At 70.3% G+C, this 18,463-nt stretch carries 17 protein-coding genes; 5 read left to right on the top strand and 12 right to left on the bottom strand.

The window, feature by feature from the left end:
* Positions 1-22 precede the first annotated feature (22 nt).
* Positions 23-1,012 (top strand): GTP 3',8-cyclase MoaA, encoded by a 990-nt coding sequence (moaA, locus tag ACLLJJ_RS06795; protein ID WP_434588361.1) that lies wholly within the window; start codon positions 23-25, stop codon positions 1,010-1,012.
* Positions 1,013-1,031: 19 nt separating this feature from the next.
* On the opposite strand, the gene ACLLJJ_RS06790 is transcribed toward moaA, so the two are convergent.
* Entirely contained in the window at positions 1,032-1,313 is a 282-nt protein-coding gene (locus ACLLJJ_RS06790) for a hypothetical protein (RefSeq protein ID WP_434588360.1), read from the bottom strand.
* 219 nt (positions 1,314-1,532) lie between these two features.
* Entirely contained in the window at positions 1,533-1,907 is a 375-nt protein-coding gene (locus ACLLJJ_RS06785) for a DUF3099 domain-containing protein (protein ID WP_434588359.1), read from the bottom strand.
* Positions 1,908-2,121: 214 nt separating this feature from the next.
* On the opposite strand from ACLLJJ_RS06785, the gene ACLLJJ_RS06780 reads away from it, so the two are divergent.
* Positions 2,122-2,400 carry a GlsB/YeaQ/YmgE family stress response membrane protein gene (locus tag ACLLJJ_RS06780; RefSeq protein WP_434588358.1) on the top strand — a complete coding sequence of 93 codons (279 nt, stop codon included), beginning with the start codon at positions 2,122-2,124 and terminating at the stop codon, positions 2,398-2,400.
* A 94-nt stretch (positions 2,401-2,494) separates the two neighbouring features.
* On the opposite strand, the gene tyrS is transcribed toward ACLLJJ_RS06780, so the two are convergent.
* Genes tyrS through ACLLJJ_RS06765 form a run of 3 tightly spaced genes read right to left on the bottom strand, consistent with a single transcriptional unit; the run spans position 2,495 to position 6,720 of the window.
* Positions 2,495-3,763 (bottom strand): tyrosine--tRNA ligase, encoded by a 1,269-nt coding sequence (gene tyrS, locus ACLLJJ_RS06775; RefSeq protein ID WP_434588357.1) that lies wholly within the window; start codon positions 3,761-3,763, stop codon positions 2,495-2,497.
* 45 nt (positions 3,764-3,808) lie between these two features.
* Positions 3,809-5,200, bottom strand: coding sequence for a metallopeptidase TldD-related protein (locus ACLLJJ_RS06770; protein WP_434588356.1), 1,392 nt, complete (start codon positions 5,198-5,200; stop codon positions 3,809-3,811).
* Positions 5,197-6,720 (bottom strand): TldD/PmbA family protein, encoded by a 1,524-nt coding sequence (locus tag ACLLJJ_RS06765; RefSeq protein ID WP_434588355.1) that lies wholly within the window; start codon positions 6,718-6,720, stop codon positions 5,197-5,199. The genes ACLLJJ_RS06770 and ACLLJJ_RS06765 overlap by 4 nt, the downstream gene beginning before the upstream one ends.
* 184 nt (positions 6,721-6,904) lie before the next feature.
* Here ACLLJJ_RS06765 and fabG point away from each other — a divergent pair, with 184 nt between their 5' ends.
* Positions 6,905-7,621 (top strand): 3-oxoacyl-[acyl-carrier-protein] reductase, encoded by a 717-nt coding sequence (gene fabG, locus ACLLJJ_RS06760; RefSeq protein ID WP_434588354.1) that lies wholly within the window; start codon positions 6,905-6,907, stop codon positions 7,619-7,621.
* 4 nt (positions 7,622-7,625) lie between these two features.
* Positions 7,626-8,393, top strand: coding sequence for an enoyl-ACP reductase FabI (gene fabI, locus ACLLJJ_RS06755; RefSeq protein ID WP_434588353.1), 768 nt, complete (start codon positions 7,626-7,628; stop codon positions 8,391-8,393).
* A 39-nt stretch (positions 8,394-8,432) separates the two neighbouring features.
* Here the strand turns inward: fabI and ACLLJJ_RS06750 are convergent, their stop codons facing one another.
* From ACLLJJ_RS06750 to ACLLJJ_RS06720, 7 genes are all read right to left on the bottom strand, one after another.
* Entirely contained in the window at positions 8,433-9,851 is a 1,419-nt protein-coding gene (locus tag ACLLJJ_RS06750) for a UbiD family decarboxylase (RefSeq protein WP_434588352.1), read from the bottom strand.
* A complete protein-coding gene (locus ACLLJJ_RS06745) occupies positions 9,841-10,581 on the bottom strand; it encodes a hypothetical protein (RefSeq protein ID WP_434588351.1) in 741 nt (246 codons plus the stop codon). Before ACLLJJ_RS06745 ends, ACLLJJ_RS06750 begins: the two co-directional genes overlap by 11 nt.
* A 95-nt stretch (positions 10,582-10,676) precedes the next feature.
* Positions 10,677-11,612: an amidohydrolase family protein gene (locus tag ACLLJJ_RS06740; RefSeq protein WP_434588350.1), complete on the bottom strand. Its 936-nt coding sequence runs from the start codon at positions 11,610-11,612 to the stop codon at positions 10,677-10,679.
* 82 nt (positions 11,613-11,694) lie between these two features.
* Positions 11,695-13,950, bottom strand: a complete 2,256-nt coding sequence (locus tag ACLLJJ_RS06735) for a molybdopterin cofactor-binding domain-containing protein (RefSeq protein ID WP_434588349.1) — start codon at positions 13,948-13,950, stop codon at positions 11,695-11,697.
* A 64-nt stretch (positions 13,951-14,014) separates the two neighbouring features.
* The gene (locus tag ACLLJJ_RS06730; protein ID WP_434588347.1) at positions 14,015-14,755 is read right to left on the bottom strand and encodes a GntR family transcriptional regulator; all 741 of its coding nucleotides are present in this window, start codon (positions 14,753-14,755) and stop codon (positions 14,015-14,017) included.
* 24 nt (positions 14,756-14,779) lie between these two features.
* Complete coding sequence (locus tag ACLLJJ_RS06725) at positions 14,780-16,285, bottom strand: nucleobase:cation symporter-2 family protein (RefSeq protein WP_434588345.1); 1,506 nt, start codon at positions 16,283-16,285, stop codon at positions 14,780-14,782.
* A gap of 115 nt (positions 16,286-16,400) precedes the next feature.
* Complete coding sequence (locus ACLLJJ_RS06720; RefSeq protein WP_434588344.1) at positions 16,401-17,792, bottom strand: amidohydrolase family protein; 1,392 nt, start codon at positions 17,790-17,792, stop codon at positions 16,401-16,403.
* A 222-nt stretch (positions 17,793-18,014) separates the two neighbouring features.
* Between ACLLJJ_RS06720 and ACLLJJ_RS06715 the strand changes: the two genes are divergently transcribed.
* Positions 18,015-18,437: a hypothetical protein gene (locus tag ACLLJJ_RS06715; RefSeq protein ID WP_434588343.1), complete on the top strand. Its 423-nt coding sequence runs from the start codon at positions 18,015-18,017 to the stop codon at positions 18,435-18,437.
* Positions 18,438-18,463: the final 26 nt, after the last annotated feature.

Raw genomic sequence — 18,463 nt, 5'->3', positions numbered from 1 at the left:
ACGGATCGGGGAGGAGGTCGACATGCTTATCGACACCTACGGCCGGGTCGCCACCGACCTGCGTGTTTCACTCACCGATCGCTGCAATCTGCGCTGTACGTACTGCATGCCCGAAGAGGGCCTGCAGTGGCTGACGAAGCCGGATCTGCTCACCGACGACGAAATCGTGCGGCTGATCCGGATCGCCGTCACCGACCTCGGCATCACCGAGGTGCGCTTCACCGGCGGCGAGCCGCTGCTGCGCCCCGGGATCGTCGGCATCGTCGAGCGCTGCGCGGCCCTGGAGCCGCGCCCCCAGATGTCGCTGACCACCAATGGCATCGGGCTCAAGCGCACCGCGGCGGCACTGAAGGCGGCCGGTCTCGACCGGGTCAATGTCTCGCTCGACACCCTGCGCCCGGACGTCTTCAAGACCCTCACCCGCCGCGACCGCCACCAGGACGTCCTGGACGGCATGGCGGCGGCCCGCGAGGCCGGTCTGACGCCGGTCAAGGTCAACGCCGTGCTGATGCCGGGGCTCAACGACGACGAGGCCCCCGAGCTGCTCGCCTGGGCCGTGGAGAACGCCTACGAGCTGCGCTTCATCGAGCAGATGCCGCTGGACGCCCAGCACGGCTGGAAGCGTGACGGCATGATCACCGCCGGTGACATCCTGGAGTCTTTGCGTACGCGCTTCACACTCACCGAGGAGGGCGAGGGTGAGCGCGGCTCCGCCCCCGCCGAGCGCTGGGTGGTGGACGGCGGCCCGCACCGGGTCGGGGTCATCGCCTCCGTCACGCGCCCGTTCTGCGCGGCCTGCGACCGGACCAGGCTCACCGCCGACGGGCAGGTGCGCACCTGCCTCTTCGCCCGCGAGGAGTCGGACCTGCGGGCCGCCCTGCGCTCCGGCGCGCCGGACGAGGAGATCGCCCGGTTCTGGAAGCTCGCGATGTGGGGCAAGAAGGCGGGCTCCGGTCTCGACGACCCGACCTTCCTGCAGCCCGACCGGCCGATGTCGGCCATCGGCGGCTGACGCCGTTCCCTCGGGGCCCTCAGTCGCCCCGGGGGACGGATTCCCATTCCTTCAAGGTCACCACGTCCTTGAGGAAGCCCCGCAGGTCCAGGAAGTGCGAGAGGTGCTCGCGGTGCTCCTCGCACGCGACCCAGGTCTTGCGGCGGTCCGGTGTGTGCACCTTGGGGTTGTTCCAGACGACGACCCAGACAGCGGCGTCGCGGCAGCCCTTGGCCGAGCAGATCGTGGCGGTGGTGCCGGCTTCGGTGGAGCCGGCGGCGTCCGGAGAGTCGGGGGAGCGGGGCGTCTCGGGGGAGTTCACGCACTCAACCCTAGATCAGCTGTGGCTCTGCGAGCCGGCCGCGAAACCCCCGGAAAATGGCGACGCCGAGCAGCCACGGGGGGAGCTGCCCGGCGTCGGTCCGTCGCTCCGACGGGGGATGCGGAGCGCCTACGAAGTATGTCACGCGACATGGGGTGCGGTGCACCGGAACTTCATGATTGATCTGAGCTTTTCTTGAGCTTTGCGGACCGGGAAAGATCAGCTCTGTTCGCGTGGCCATTGTTCCCGGTCGGTGGCTGCCTCTTCCGCGGTGGGTTTCGCGCCGACCGCTCCGAGAGGCGGCTCGATGGCCGGCGCTATCGGCGTCGGAATATACGCGGACGGCAGTGAAGGCGCGTTCTCCCGGCCTCCGTTGGCAATTACCACGGCGATGTACGGCAGCAGTACGCCGAGCCCGAGGGCCACGATCGCGATGTGCCGCTCCACGTTCCACAAGACCGCCGCCAGCACCACCGACACGGTGCGGACCGACATCGAAATGATGTAACGGCGCTGCCTGCCGCGAATGTCGTCGGCCAGGCTCTGCCGGGCCCCGGTAATCCGCACGACCTCGGCGCTGCGCTGCTTCCGCATCACGTTCCACCACCCGATTTCCTGTGCCGGACACTCCCCGGACCGGACACCTCCCACGGTACGCCGCGACTCCGCCGGGTTCGAGACCGGGGCATCCCCGGTCGTGGTGCGCGTGCCCCGCCGATCCACGTATGGCGCTGTCCGGCATGCGCCGTACGGCGCATCGTCCGAGACTGAGCGGACATGCGCGAACCGCGCCGCATGAGGAGGCGACATGAGTTGGTTGTGGGCAATCGTCGTGGGACTGGTCCTGGGACTGATCGCGAAGGCGATCCTCCCCGGGAAACAGGAGATCCCACTGTGGCTGACGGCCGTGTTCGGAATTCTCGGCAGCATTCTCGGTAACGCGGTCGCCACCTGGATGGGCATCAACGAGACCAAGGGCATCGACTGGGGACGGCACATCCTCCAGCTGATCGGTGCCGTGGCCGTGGTCGGTGTCGGTGACATGCTCTGGTCCGCGATCCGGGGCAAGGGCAGGCAACGAACCTGACCCCGGCACGACGAAGGGCGACCGGACGCGCAGAAGCGTCCGGTCGCCCTTCGTCCGGCCCGGCCCCGCTGGGCCGGGCCGGGCCGCCGGAGGATCAGCCCCCGGTGACCTCGACCGCCGCCAGGTTCTTCTTGCCCCTGCGGAGCACCAGCCAGCGGCCGTGCAGCAGCTGCTCCGGGCCCACCGGGGTCTCCTCGTCGGCGACCTTGACGTTGTTCACGTAGGCCCCGCCCTCCTTGATCGTGCGGCGGGCGGCGGACTTGCTCGCGGACAGACCGACCTCCGTGAGCAGATCCACGACGGACCCGAGCGCGGCGACCTCGGCGTGCGGCAGCTCGGAGAGAGCCGCGCGCAGGGTGGGCTCGTCCAGCTCGGACAGCTCACCCTGGCCGAAGAGCGCCTTCGAAGCGGCGGTGACGGCCTCGCACTGCTCCGCGCCGTGCACCATCGTCGTCAGCTCCTGGGCCAGCGCCCGCTGCGCGGCGCGCGCCTGCGGGCGCTCCTCGGTCAGCTTCTCCAGCTCCTCGATCTCCTCGCGGGACTTGAAGCTGAAGATGCGCAGGAATTTCGAGATGTCCCGGTCGTCGGCGTTCAGCCAGAACTGGAAGAAGGCGTACGGCGTGGTCCGCTCGGCGTCGAGCCAGACCGTGCCCGACTCCGTCTTGCCGAACTTCGTGCCGTCGGCCTTGGTGATCAGCGGCGTCGCCAGCGCGTGCACCTGGGCCTCGGGCTCGACCCGGTGGATCAGGTCGGTGCCCGCGGTCAGGTTGCCCCACTGGTCGCTGCCGCCGGTCTGCAGCGTGCAGCCGTAGCGCCGGTTCAGCTCCATGAAGTCCATGCCCTGCAGGATCTGGTAACTGAACTCGGTGTAGCTGATGCCCGCGTCGGAGTTGAGCCGCCGCGAGACGGCCTCCTTCGCGATCATCTTGTTGACCCGGAAGTACTTGCCGATGTCCCGCAGGAAGCTGATGGCCGACAGGCCCGACGTCCAGTCCAGGTTGTTGACCATGGTCGCGGCGTGCGGTCCTTCGAAGTCGAGGAACCGCTCGATCTGCCCGCGCAGCCGCTGCACCCAGGCGGCGACCGTCTCGGGGTCGTTGAGCGTGCGCTCCGAATTCGGCTTGGGGTCGCCGATCAGCCCCGTCGCGCCGCCGACCAGACCCAGCGGGCGGTTGCCCGCCAGCTGGATCCTGCGCATGGTGAGGATCTGGACCAGATTGCCGAGGTGCAGGCTGGGTGCGGTCGGGTCGAAGCCGCAATAGAACGTGACGGGACCGTCCGCGAACGCCTTCCGCAATGCGTCCTCGTCAGTGGAAAGGGCGATCAGCCCGCGCCACTGCAGTTCGTCGACGATGTCCGTCACGGTTCTCTTGTCTCCTCGGTGATGTTTACGGTTCGCAGTGCGAGGTTATACGCCCTGGCTGACCGAACTCATATTGAAATCCGGGATGCGCAGTGCGGGCATCGCGGCCCGGGTGAACCAGTCGCCCCATTCCCGGGGCAGCGTCTTCTCGGTGCGTCCCGCCTCGGCGGCCCGCGACAGCAGATCCACCGGCGACTCGTTGAACCGGAAGTTGTTCACCTCGCCCACCACTTCGCCGTTCTCCACGAGGTAGACGCCGTCCCGGGTCAGCCCCGTCAGCAGCAGCGTCGCGGGGTCGACCTCCCTGATGTACCAGAGGCACGTCAGCAGCAATCCGCGCTCGGTGGCGGCGACCATCTCGTCCAGCGACTTCTCACCACCGCCGTCCAGGATCAGATTGTCGATCGCCGGTGCCACCGGCAGCCCGGTCAGGCCCGCGCTGTGCCGGGTCGTGGTCAGGCGCTCCAGCTTCCCGCCGCGCACCCAGTCGGTGGCCGCCAGCGGCAGCCCGTTGTCGAACACCGACGAGTCGTCGCCCGAGGAGTGCGCGATGACGAACGGCGCGGACTCCAGCCCCGGCTCGTTCGGATCGCTGCGCAGCGTCAGCGGCAGTCCCGACAGCGTCTCTCCGACCTTGGTCCCGCCGCCCGGCTTGGAGAAGACCGTTCGGCCCTCCGCCGCGTCCCTGGCCGCGGACGACCACAGCTGGTAGATCAGCAGATCGGCGACCGCGGTCGGCGGCAGCAGCGTCTCGTAGCGGCCCGCCGGGAGGTCGATCCGGCGCTCGGCCCAGCCCAGGCGCTTCGCCAGCTCCGCGTCGAGCGCCGCCGGATCCACGTCCTTGAAATCCCGGGTGGCGTGCCCGGCCCAGGCCGAGCGGGTACGGTCCGGCGACTTGGCGTTGATCTCCAGCGTGCCGTTCGGCTGGTCGTGGCGCAGCCGCAGCCCCGTCGACGTACCCAGGTAGCTGGAGGTCATCTCGTGGTTCGCGAACCCGTACAGCTCGCGGCCGCCGGCCCTGGCACGGGCGAAGGACTCGCCGAGTGCGGGCGCGAAGTCGGTGAACACCGCGGACGAGGTCTCGGCCGGGGCGTCCCTGAAGTCGGGCGACGCGGGCACCCCGGAGACCAGCGGCTGCGCGTCCTCGGCCGGCTCGGCGCCCCGGGCCGCCGCCTCGGCGGCCCGCACCAGCGGCTCCAGTTCGTCGGCGGTGACGGCGGAGCGCGACACCACACCCGAAGCCGTGCCGCGGGCGCCGTCGACGGTCGCGATCACCGTCAGGGTGCGGCCCCGGGTAACCCCGTTGGTCGTGAGCGAATTGCCCGCCCAGCGCAGATTGGCCGAGGACTGCTCGTCGGCGATCACCACCAGACCGTCGCCGCGCGACAGCTCAAGGGCCCGCTCGACGATCTCGTACGGCTTGGCTGTGCGGCTCATCGACCGGCCTCCTGCGTGGTGTTGAGAATGTTGACGCCCCGGAAGAGAGCCGAGGGGCAGCCGTGGGAGACCGCGGCGACCTGGCCGGGCTGGGCCTTGCCGCAGTTGAACGCGCCGCCCAGAACGTAGGTCTGCGGGCCGCCGACCTTCTCCATCGAGCCCCAGAAATCCGTGGTCGTCGCCTGGTAGGCGACATCGCGCAGCTGGCCCGCGAGCTTCCCGTTCTCGATCCGGAAGAAACGCTGGCCGGTGAACTGGAAGTTGTAGCGCTGCATGTCGATCGACCAGGACCGGTCGCCGACGACGTAGATGCCGCGCTCGACCCCGCCGATCAGGTCCTCCGTCGACAGACCTCCCGGGTCCGGCTGGAGCGAGACGTTCGCCATGCGCTGCACGGGCACATGGCCGGGGGAGTCGGCGTAGGCGCAGCCGTTCGACCGACCCAGGCCGGTCAGCTTCGCGATGCGCCGGTCCAACTGGTAGCCGGTGAGCGTGCCGTCCTTGATCAGGTCCCAGGACTGCGCCTCGACGCCCTCGTCGTCGAATCCGACGGTCGCCAGCCCGTGTTCGGCGGTCCTGTCACCCGTCACATTCATGATCGGCGAGCCGTACGCCAGCTTCCCGAGCTGGTCGAAGGTGGCGAAGGAGGTCCCGGCGTACGCCGCCTCGTACCCCAGCGCCCGGTCCAGCTCGGTGGCGTGTCCGATCGACTCGTGGATGGTCAGCCACAGATTGGAGGGGTCCACCACCAGGTCGTACGCGCCTGCCTGGACGCTCGGCGCGCGCATCTTCTCGGCGAGCAGCGACGGGATCTGCTCCAGCTCGCTCTCCCAGTCCCAGCCGTTGCCCCGCAGATACTCCCAGCCGCGTCCCACCGGCGGGGCGATCGTGCGCATCGAGTCGAACTCACCGGTCGTCGCGTCCACCGCGACCGCGGTGACCTGCGGATGCAGCCGCACCCGCTGCTGGGTGGTGACGGTGCCCGCGGTGTCCGCGTAGAACTTGTTCTCCTGCACGGTCAGCAGGGAGGCGTCGACATGCGCGACGCCGTCGGCGGCCAGCAGCCGCGCGCTCCACTCCGCGAGCAGCCCCGCCTTCTCCGCGTCGGGCACGGAGAACGGATTGATCTCGTACGAGGAGACCCAGGTCCGGTCGGCGTGCACCGGCTCGTCCGCCAGTTCCACGCGTTCCGTGGACCCGGCGGCCTTGATCACCTTGGCGGACAGCTTGGCCATCGCCACGGCCTGGCCCGCGACCCGGGCCGCCGCGTCCATGGTCAGGTCGACGCCGGAGGCGAAACCCCAGCTCCCGCCGTGCACGACCCGCACCGCGTAACCGAGGTCCGTGGTGTCGGAGGAACCCGACGGCTTGGCGTCGCGCAGCCGCCAGGACGCGCTGCGCACCCGCTCGAAGCGGAAATCGGCGTGATCGGCGCCGAGGGCGCGGGCCCGCGCGAGCGCCGCGTCGGCGAGCGCGCGCAGCGGCAGCGCCGTGAACGCTTCGTCGATGGAATGAGGCACGGATGACTCCTGTCGTCGGGACCGGACACCTCCGATGATGTCGCGCCGCAGGGCCCCTTGCCCACTACTTTCTGTAGGGACCCGACAGTGACTTCTCCAAGGCGCTGTCAGAGCTCGATTCTCCGTACAACGTCATCTACCGATAGCTTCGATCAGTACCCGACCGCTATCGAAAGGGTGTCCGTTGAGCCGCTCGGTTCTCGTCACCGGAGGAAACCGGGGCATCGGCCTCGCCATCGCCCGCGCTTTCGCCGACGCCGGCGACAAGGTCGCGATCACTTATCGCTCCGGCGAGCCGGCGGACCTCGAAAAGCTGGGGTTCCTGGCCGTCAAGTGCGACATCACCGACACCGAGCAGGTGGAGCAGGCCTACAAGGAGATCGAGGAGAAGCACGGCCTGGTGGAGGTGCTGGTCGCCAACGCCGGTGTCACCAAGGACAAGCTGCTGATGCGGATGTCCGAGGAGGACTTCACGTCCGTCCTCGACACCAACCTCACCGGCGCCTTCCGGGTCGTCAAGCGCGCCAACCGTGGCATGCTGCGCGCCAAGAAGGGCCGCGTCGTCCTGATCTCCTCGGTCGTCGGACTCCTCGGCTCGGCCGGGCAGGCGAACTACGCCGCCTCCAAGGCCGCCCTGGTCGGCTTCGCGCGGTCCCTGGCCCGCGAGCTCGGCTCGCGCAACATCACCTTCAATGTCGTCGCGCCCGGGTTTGTCGACACCGACATGACCAAGGTGCTCACCGACGAGCAGCGCAGCGGCATTGTCGCCAATGTGCCGCTCGGCCGGTACGCGCAGCCGGAGGAGATCGCCGCCGCGGTCCGCTTCCTCGCGTCCGACGACGCCTCGTACATCACTGGAGCCGTCATCCCGGTTGACGGCGGATTGGGCATGGGTCACTGATCACATGAGCGGAATTCTTGACGGCAAGCGCGTCCTCATCACGGGTGTGCTGATGGAGTCCTCCATCGCCTTCCACACCGCCAGGCTGGCCCAGGAGCAGGGTGCCGAAGTCATCCTGACCGCCTTCCCCCGGCCCACGCTGACCGAGCGCATCGCCAAGCGGCTGCCCAAGCCCGCCAAGGTCATCGAGCTGGACGTCACCAACACCGAGCACCTGGACCGCCTCGCGGAGCTCGTCCGGGCGGAGCTCGGCGGCCTCGACGGCGTCGTGCACTCCATCGGCTTCGCGCCGCAGGACGCGCTCGGCGGCAACTTCCTCAACACGCCGTTCGAGTCGGTCGCCACGGCGATGCACGTCTCGGCGTTCTCGCTGAAGTCGCTCACCATGGCGTGCCGCCCGCTGATGGGCAGCGGCAGCGCGGTCGTCGGCCTCACCTTCGACGCCCAGTACGCCTGGCCGCAGTACGACTGGATGGGCCCGGCCAAGGCCGCGCTGGAGGCCACCTCCCGCTACATCGCCCGTGACCTGGGCAAGGACGACATCCGCTGCAACCTGATCTCGGCCGGTCCGATCGGCTCGATGGCCGCCAAGTCCATCCCGGGCTTCTCGGATTTGGCGGACGTCTGGAACCACCGCTCCCCGCTGGCCTGGGACATGGCCGACCCGGAGCCGACCGGCCGCGGAGTCGTGGCGCTGCTCTCCGACTGGTTCCCGAAGACCACCGGCGAGATCATCCACGTGGACGGCGGGCTGCACGCCGTCGGCGCGTGAGCCCGCACGGATTTTCGTACGGCCTCGGGAGCCCGCGCGCTATCGCTTCCGAGGTCGTTGGGCCGCGCGTCCGTCCAGCAGACGGCGCGCGGCTTCCGTGCGCCGTGGGTCGACCCTGATGCGTACGCCGTCGAAGTCCGGGCCCCGCGTCGCGTCCAGCGCCATCCGGGACGTGGTGCCGTCCGCCGTCGACGAAGGGTCCAGCGGGCTGCCCGGCAGCCCGTCGACCGTGAACACGTCGCGGTGCGGCTGCAGATGGGTGGCCATCGCCCACAGGACCTGTGAATCCAAGGTGACATCCACGTCCTCGTCGACCGCGACGACGGTCTTGAGGTACGGGTCCCAGCCCAGCAGGCCGAGCATGATCTGACGGGCCTGCCCCGGGCGGCTCGCGCGCATCGCCACATACGCGTGGAAGTGCGTGCCCGATGTCGGGTAGTGCAGCGCCGTGACCTCGGGGAAGCGGTCCATCAGCTTCTGCGCCATCTCGGACTCGCGCGGGACCCTGGCGAGGTTGAGATGCTCGGCGGTGTTGCCGCCGACCACGTCGAGGAGCAGCGCGTCCCGGCGGCGCAGGACAGTGCCGACGGTCAGGACGTTGTTGGTCGAGCGGTCCGACGAGTATCCGGAGAATTCGCCGAACGGGCCCTCGGCCGCCCGCCGCGCCGGGTCGATCACCCCCTCCAGGACCAGCTCGGCGCTCGCCGGCACCCTGATTCCGTACTCCGGTGTCCGCACCACCTCCAGTGGCGCCCCGAACAGGCCTCCCGCTACGGCCCGTTCGTCGGTGTTCGCGCCGACACGCGCCGAGGCGGCGAGCATGAACAGCGGGTGCGCGCCCACCACCATCGCCACCGGCAGCGGCTCTCCGTGTTCCTCGGCCAGCCGCAGCAGCTGCCACAGATGACCGCGCGAGTGCAGGCTGGTGGCCAGTTCATTGCGGCTGTGGACCAGCGAGCGGTGGTAACTGAGGTTGCCGGAGCGGCCGACCGCGTACGACGGGGCCTCGGCCGTGATGATGCCGCTGGTGATGTACGGGCCTCGGTCCGACGCGAAGTGCTGGATGAGGGGGAGCGCGGTGAGGTCCACCGCGTCGCCCGAATCGACGACTTCGAGAACCGGCCCGTCCGCGACGACGCGCGGCTCGCAGCGCCGGGCGGACGCGCGCTGGTACGCCCGGTGCAGACCGGCCGGGTCGGCGCCGAGCAGCCGGCCGATCCGGCGCCGGGACGCGAAGACGTTCGTGACCAGCGTGGTCCCCAGCCCCGTCACCCGCGCGCACACCAGCATCTCGTCACGGCCGCGCGCCGCGAGCTCCATGGCGAGCGCCGCCACGTCCTCACCGTCGATCCTGTCGTCGATGTTCAGTACGTCCTCGGGGTGCAGGGCGCCGTACTGGCTGAGAAAGACCCGCAGATCCTGCGAGGCCCCGGGGGAGGGGCCGGGCTCAGTGGTCACAGCAGACCCCCGCCTTGCGGTCGACGGTGAACAGCTCGCCCCACTCCGGGGCGCTCACCGTCAGCCCCAGCAGATCGAGCCCGGTACGGATCGCCACCCGCGCCCCGTCGTACACCGGCTTCCCCAACTCCCGCTCCACCAGCGCCGCGACCGGTGCCACCGGCAGCTCGGTGCCCGCCACCACCACGCACTGCGCGTCCAGCGAATCCGCGCCGAGCAGCAGCTTGCGCATGCGCGACACCGGCAGTTCCGCGGCCTCGCGCGGTGTGCCGAGACCGAGCGCCGTCACCGAGGCGATCTTGAACCCGGCCGCGAGATACGTGTCCGCCAGACGGCCCGCGACCTGCTCCGAGCCGGGCGCGATCAGCGCCAGCGAGACGAGGTCGCGCCGCGCGAGCAGATCGAGCTGCCCCAGCGTGACGGTGGACGCCCGTACGCCCGCCACCTCCTCGATCCGGCGGGCCACGGCCCGCCCGTGCGCCGCGCCGTGCAGGTCGCTCGAACTGCCGCCCCACACCACCGCGTCCACCCCGGCATCGGCCAACAGCCGTGCCGCACGGGTCAGTTCATTGGACTGGGAGGGAGCGAGCAGCGGGCCGCTCAGCACCTCGGGCAACGCGGCCCGCCCGACGGGCTGGGCGGTCTCGATGGAGACCGGCTTGCAGATCTGGGCCGCCCAGCGCTCGACGCCGATGCCGGTGGCCGGAACGAGATGACCGATGCGCTGCATGGGATTCCATTTCTCGTCTGCTCGCCGCCGGACGGGCTCGGAACCGAGCCCGTCCGGCGGCCGAGGACATGCGGCCGAAATGCCGCATCCGGGGGTTACGCGCGGGACGATGCGGCCGTGTCCAGCGAGGCGTAACTGTCCTTCAGGCGCAGCTGCGCCTCTTCCTGGTTGCGCGGCGGGGGCGTGGGCTCGATGCCCAGCAGCTTCGCGGTGTTGTTGCCGAGGTAGCCCTCCAGGTGTTCCTCGGAGAGATTCATGCCCTGCGGCGGCGGGCCGCACAGCACCTCCAACTCCCTCGCCCACATGCCCGGTTCGTTCGGCGGTGAGTCGGTCCCGAAAAGCAGCTGGTGCTTCTCCATCTGCTGGGCGAACTCCACGATCCGCGACTGGAGCAGCCAGCCCGACTCGCCGTACACATTGGGGGAGTCGAGGATCATGTAGAGCGCCTCGAAGCAGTACACCCCGCCGGTCTGCACCCCGAAGTGCCCCAGGATGAAGTTGACGTTCGGGAACTCGCGGATGATCGGATAGAACTGCGTCGGGATCGAGTACGGCCCGTCGCCGGTGTGGATCAGGACGAGGATGCCCAGCTCGTCGCAGACCCGCAGAACGGGACGCAGCCAGTCCAGCGCCCGGTCGGGGCGGTAGGCATGCATGTTGGCATGCAGCTTGAGCATCTTGTAGCCGTATTCCTTGACGTGGAACTCCAGCTCCTTCGCGCCGTTCTCGGGCCCGAAGCGCGGGTTGTACATGAAGTTCCCGATGAAGCGGTCGGGGTACGTCGTCACCAGCTCGGTGATGTACGCCATGTAGTCCCGGATGCCTTCGCGTCCGCCGCGCATCCCGTCCTGCCACACGCTGTTGCCGGGCGGGGGCATGATGCAGCCGTAGTCGATCCGGCGCGGCTTGCCGTTGATCATGTACGGGCCGTCCATCATGGCCAGCGTCCGCTCACCGGTGAACGGCTCGCCGTCGTGCCTCCAGGCCTGGTCCACCACGTTCGTGGGGTGCATATGAGTGTCGATGATCAAGGTGCTTTTCCTTCCCAGCTGGTTCTGGTCGTATGTCGGATGACCGTGGTGAACCGTCGGGGGACCCGGGGGCGGGCCCGCATCACCTCCCTTCGCCGGAGCCGTCGTTGATGAAGCCGGCCCGGCCGATGAAGTCGTCGGGCCGTACCGGGACCCTGGCCAGCTCCAGGCCGGTCGCGTCGCGCAGCGCGTTGGCGATGGCCGGAGTGGAGGACAGGGTCGGTGGTTCGCCCACCCCGTTCAGGCCGTACGGCGAGTCGGGGTGCGGCAGTTCAAGAAGGTCGATGGGGACGGACGGCATGTCCGCGATGGTGGGGATGAGGTAGTCGGTGAAGGACGGGTTGCGCACCCGGCCGTCCTTGACGTGCAGCTCCTCCATCAGCGCGAGGCCGAGCCCCTGCGCGCTGCCGCCCTCGATCTGCCCCTCCACGGCAAGGGGGTTCATCGCCTTGCCGACGTCCTGCGCGGTGGCCAGCTCGACCACCTTCACCAGGCCGAGGTCGGTGTCGACCTCGACGACCGCCCGGTGCGCGGCGAACGCGAACGCGATATGGGCGTCGCCCTGCCCCTGCTCCGGGTCGACAGGGAACGTACGGCGGTGGGAGAACTCGTACTCGGCCTCGACCGGCCCGTCCGCGAGCAGCTTGTCCAACGGACCACCGCCACGGGCGTCCAGCTCCTCCCGTACGGCCACGCACGCGCCCCGGACCGCGCCGCCGCTCATCCAGGTGATCCGGGAGGCGGACGCCGACCCGGCGTCACCGACCCGGGTGTCGGCCGGCAGCACCACCACCCGCTCGATGCCCAGCTCGGTCCTGGCTATCTGCGCCTGGACGGTGACGATGCCCTGGCCGCACTCGGCGGCGGAGGTGTGGATCTCGGCCACCGGCTCGCCGCCGACGAGGGACAGCCGGACCCGGGCCACCGAGCGGTCGTCGACGCCGCCGGAGAAGCCGATCGCCTTCACCCCGATCGCATAGCCGACGCCGCGCCTGATGCCCTCGCCGTGCGTGGTGTTGTTCAGCCCGCCGGGGAGAGCGAAGGTCCCCTCGGGGGCGGGCGGCAGCGGCCGGTCCCGCAGCCGCGCGAGCAGTTCGGCGGCGGGCGCGGGACCGTCCACCGCCTGGCCCGTCGGGAGCACGGTGCCGGTCGTCATCGCGTTGCGTATCCGCAGCTCCACCGGGGCGATGTCGAGCGCGGCGGCCAGCTTGTCGAGGTTCGACTCGACGCCGTAGCAGGACTGCACCGCGCCGAAGCCGCGCATTGCCCCGCACGGCGGGTTGTTGGTGTAGACGGAGAAGCCGTCGATCTCGACATGCGGTACGTCGTAGGCGCCCGCCGCGAAGTAAGAACCGTTGGCTATGACGACCTGCGAGGTGGAGGTGTAAGCGCCGCCGTCGAAGAGCAGCCGCGCCTTGACATAGACGATCCTGCCGTCCCGCGTCGCACCGTGCTCGAACCACATCTTCGCCGGATGCCGGTGCACATGCCCGAAGAAGGACTCCTCGCGGTTGTAGCTCATCTTCACCGGCCGCCCGGTGCGCAGCGCGAGCAGGGCCGCGTGAATCTGCACCGACACGTCCTCACGGCCGCCGAACGCCCCGCCCACCCCCGACAGCGTCAGCCGCACCTTCTCCGGCGGCAGCCCGAGGGCCGAGCAGATCTGCCGCTGGTCGTCGTGGATCCACTGAGTGGAGACATACACATCCACGCCGCCGTCCTCGGCCGGGATCGCCAGCCCCGACTCGGGCCCCAGGAAGGCCTGGTCCTGCATCCCGACCTCGTACACCCCCGAGACGACCACCTCGGCGAGCTGCCCGGCCGCGGCCATGTCGCCGTGCCGGATGCGGACATGACGTACGACATTGCCGCTCTTCCCATCGACCCGCCGCTCGTGCACCAGCGGGCCCGAACCTCGAACCGCCTCCTCGGGATCGGTGAGCGCGGGCGACTCCTCGTACTCCACCTCGATCAGCCGCAGCGCGCGCCGCGCCGTCTCGGGGTGGTCCGCGGCCACCAGCGCGACCGGCTCGCCCTGGTGGCGGACCCGGCCGGCGGCCAGCACCGGCTGGTCGGCGACCTTCATGCCGTACAGCAGCCGGCCCGGCACGTCCTCGTGCGTGAGCACCGCCACCACGCCGGGCAGCTCGCGCGCCCTGGTGGCGTCCAGCCGGAGGATCCGCGCCGAAGGATGCGGGCTGCGCAGGGTCGCGCCCCACACCATGCCGTCCATGCGCAGGTCGGAGGAGTACGCGAAGGCCCCCTTGACCTTCAGCCGGCCGTCGGGCCGCAGGACGCTCTCGCCCACCCCCTGCCGGATGCCGGTAGCGGTACTCACGATCGATCACTTCCCTTCCGTGGAACGGGGGTGGTGCGACGCGCGGGGTGCCTTGGCGCAGTCGCTACTCGCCGGGGCCTACGTGCTGGTCGACGCTTCGGAATTCCGTCGCCGGCGCGTCGGGCCGCGGCCCGTTCGCCACGGCCTGCGACAGCCGGATCCGCAGCCGCCTGATGTGTTCGCGGGCGGCCAGCTCGGCTGCGTCCGGATCGCCCGCCGTCATCGCCTCGAAGATCCGGCGGTGCTCCTGCACGGCCAGCCGCGGCGCCTCCGGGCTGCGCCACAGCGAGTGCAGCGCCAGGTGCGCCTTGCCCTGGATGGTGTCCAGTGCGGCGGTGAGATGGGTGTTGCCCGCGACCTCACGGATCAGGCGGTGGTAGGCCATGTCCATCTCGATGTGGGACTCCTCGCGGGAGTCCGACGTCACCACCTGCTCGTGCCGGTCGAGCAGGTCACGCAGCTCGGCGACCGTGGTGGCGTCCAGCCGCTCGGTGGCGAGCCTGGCGGCCAGGCCCTCCATCACCTCGCGCACCACGTACAGCTGGCGCACGTCCTCGACGTCGACGGTGGAGACCACGGCGCCCCGGTGCGGGACGTGGGAAGCGAGACCGTCGTGGATGAGACGCTGCACCGCCTCCCGCACCGGGCTGCGGCTGATGCCCATCCGGGTGGCGAGCGCCGGTACGGAGAGGGCGTCACCGGGGCGCAGCCGATTGGCCAGTACGGCGCTCCTGAGCTCCTCGTACGCCCGGTCCGCCAGCAGGGTTCCTGCCGCGACCGGATTGACCGCACTCGCTGCCGACATGCCCAGTCCCTTCTCGCGCTGCCCTCACGCCTCGTCCTTGTGGACTTCATGTTGCATGTAATGTTCAGACCCGTCAACGGTTCGCGCGGCATTCTCGGCGCTCCCAGGGGCCTTTACGGGGACCTTCTTGCGGCCCGGCAGGCGCAGATGGTGGAAAAACAGATTCAGGAGCACCGCGGAGACCGTGCCGAGGATGATGCCGCTCTCGAAAAGTGCATGTAGTTGCCGTCCCGGCATCTGCTCGGCGAACTGCGGGAACGCGGTGGGCAGGAAGCCGATGCCCATGCTCGCGGCCACCAGGACGGTGTTGCGCTGGTCGGTGAGGTCCGCCTGGACCAGGATCTGCACCCCGACCACCGCGATCGTCGCGAACAGCACGATCGTCGCGCCGCCCAGCACCGAGGCCGGCATCGAGGAGACCACCGCGCCCACCTTGGGCACCAGGCCGAGCACCATCATGATCACGCCGGACGAGGCGACGATCCAGCGACTCTTCACCCGGGTCAGCCTGATCAGCCCGATGTTCTGCGAATAGACCGTGCTGGGAAAGGAGTTGAGCAGGCCGGCCGCCGCCGTGGCCAGGCCGTCCGCGCGCAGCGCCCGGGTGACCTGTCTGCCGTCCACCTCACGGCCGACGATCTCACCCACCGCGAAGAACTGCCCGATCGACTCCACCGCGATGATGATCATCACCAGGAAGATCGAGAGCACCGCGATCATCTCGAAGCGCGGCGTCCCGTAGTGCAGCGGAGCCGCCATCCCCACCCAGGACGCGTCCCCGATCCCGGAGAAGTCCGTCCTGCCGGTGAACGCGGCCACCAGGGTTCCCACGAACAGGCCCACCAGCACCGCCACGGTGGCCAGAAAGCCCCGCGAGAACTTGTGCAGCAGCAGAATGACGACGAGCGTCACCGCGGCCAGACCCAGATGCGCGGGGGAGCCGAAGGTCTCCTGGGTCGGGTCGCCGCCGCCCACCTGACGGGCCGCCACCGCCAGCAGGGTGATCCCGACGATCGTCACGATCGTGCCCGTGACCAGCGGCGGGAAGAAGCGCACCAGCCTGCTGAAGATCGGCGCGATGACGAACAGCGCGAGCCCGGCGGCGATCACGGCGCCGAAGACCGTGGGCAGCCCCGCCTTCGCCCCGCCCGCCGCGAGCCCCACCGAGACGAGCGAGGGAACGGCGGTGGTCGACGTCCCCTGCACCACAGGCAGCCTGATGCCGATGCCCGGCAGCCCCACGGACTGCAGCAGCGTGGCGAGGCCGCAGGTCAGCAGCGACGCGTTGACGAGCAGCCCGATGTCGTCGCCGCTCAGGCCGATTCCCTCCGCCACCAGCAGGGGCATGACCACGGCCCCCGCGTAGAAGGCCAGCACGTGCTGAAGCCCGTACACGGCCAGCCGCCAGGCCGACGGGACCGTCTCCACGGGGTCGATCTCATCGACCGCTGCGCAGTCGTTGGCCGCTACGGAGTCGGCGGCCGATACGGGGCCGGCTCTCCCGGCGGCGTCGCTTTCCTTGCGTGACATGTGCGTCTCCCTCCACCCGGCGGCCCTTGGGGCGCGCCGGGGGTTCTTGTGTGCGCATGTACGGGGGCCGCGGACGGGCAGCCGGGGGTGGGTCGGTGGCCGGCGGTGGAGTGGGTCAGTACCGCCAGGAGGTGGTCAGCGCGCCGAAACCGGCCCGCTCCACCAGCCGTTCGGCCCGTTCCTGTGCCTCGGCCATGAGTGCCTCCTCGTCGACCAGCACGCAGCGGCCGTCCTCGAAGACGACCCGGCCGTCGACGACCGTCATCTCCACGTCGGAACCGCGCGCCGAGTAGACGAGCGCGGCCACGGTGCGGTGCAGGGGCCGCAGATGAGGGCGGTCCAGCGCGACGACGGCGATGTCCGCGGGCGCGCCCACCGACAGGTGCCCGGTGCCCGTGCCCGCGTAGCGACCGCCCTCCCGGGTGGCCAGTTCGAGCGCCTCCTCGCAGCGCGTCACCGCCGGGTCCAGGGTGTGCTGACGCTGGCCGAACAGGGTCTGTTTCATCACCTCGAACATGTCCTGGCGGTGGCCCGCGCTCGGGCCGTCGGTGCCGAGCGCCACCACCGCGCCCGCGTCCCGCAGCTCACGCAGCCGCATCACCCCGGACGCCAAGTAGGCGTTGGACGCGGGATTGTGGGAGACGCCGGCCCGCCGCTCGCCGATGTGTTTGATCTCTGCCTCGTCCAGCCACACGGCGTGGGCGAGCGTGCTGCGCTCGTCCAGGAGCCCCTCCTGGGCCAGCCACTGGACGGGCCTTACGCCGTACGTCTCCAGGTAGCTCTCCGGGTCCTTGGCCCCTTCGCTGCAGTGCGTGTGCCAGCGCGTGCCGAACTCGGCCGCGAGCTCGGCCGCGCCCCTGACCAAGTCCTGGTCGACGTAACTCAGATTCAGCGGCGCCGGCCAGATCTCCACCAGGGAGTGCGGCGGGCGGCGCTCCATGCACAGGCGGGTGAGCTCGATCTCCTCGTCCACGGAGTAGCGGAAGAGGGCGTCGGGCAGGTCGCGGGCGGCCGCGACCGCCGTCTTGTGGCCGATCATCCCGCGTGCCACGGCGCCGCGCAGACCGGTCGACTCGACGGCGCGGGCGATCGCGAGCACGGTCTCGGGGTCGGTCGGCGCGTAGTGGTTGTCGATCACGGTGGTGATGCCCGAGCGCAGCGCCTCCACCGCGCCGAGCGTGGCCGCGACCCGGGCGTCCTCGGGGCCGACGGCTATGGAGTACGGCCACATGAACTCGCACAGCCACGGCCGGATGGACAGCCCCTCGCCGAGGCCGCGGGCCAGCGCCTGGAAGAGGTGCGTATGGCCGTCGACGAAGCCGGGGACGACGGCGCGGCCCCGGCAGTCGATTGTCCGGGCCGCCTGCCAGGCGGAGTTGATCTCCGCCGCCGGGCCGACCGCCGCGATCCGGTTGCCGATGACCGCCACCGAGCCCGGCTCGTACACGGACCGCGGGCCGTCCACGGTCACCACCCGTCCACCGGACAGCAGAAGGTCGCATTGCATGGGTCCTCCAGAGGGGGTGCAGGGGTGGAGCTGGTGGCATGTTCAACATTGCATGTAACATATTCAGGCCACCGAGCCTGTCAACCCTCTGCGCGCGATCCCCCTGGATCCCTGCCGGTCCCGCTGCCGATCCGAGCCCCCGAGTCGAAAAGACCGACGACTCACCGCAGACTGTGGAAACCGGGACATACCCGGCGCTCTGTGGGGAGGAGGTGAGGGCGTTTGCGCCCGTCATTCCGTCGAGCGGCAGCTCTCGCAGTGTCCACGGTCGCGCTGGTCGGACTGACCGGCCCGGCCACCACGGTGCAGGCGGCCCCGGCCCTGCCCGCGTTCCGCGCGCCCGCCGGTCCCGCACCGGCCCCCGCGCCCGCCCCCAAGACGCCCGCCGGCCCGGAGCGCCCCAACGAGCCCGCCCCCTTCGGCTCCACCTGTCGTACGTCGGTCGAGGGCTCCCAGGTCGTCGCGTACTGCCACAACCCGTTCCCCGAATCCGACCAGGTGCGGCTGCACACCGAGTGCGACCGCTGGTGGGACATCGACGCGGACGGCCGGCCGGTCGAGGTCGGACCCGCGCAGACGGTACGGCTCACCGACCGCTGCTGGAAGGAAGTCCGGTCCGCGTGGGTCAGCCACGGACGGATGTGACACCGGGCCCGGGCCAGGCCGGCTCC

Source organism: Streptomyces sp. A5-4 (assembly GCF_051131715.1).
GTDB lineage: Bacteria > Actinomycetota > Actinomycetes > Streptomycetales > Streptomycetaceae > Streptomyces.
The sequence above is the reverse complement of the archived record's forward strand: the minus strand, read 5'-3'. Positions and strand labels throughout refer to the sequence as shown.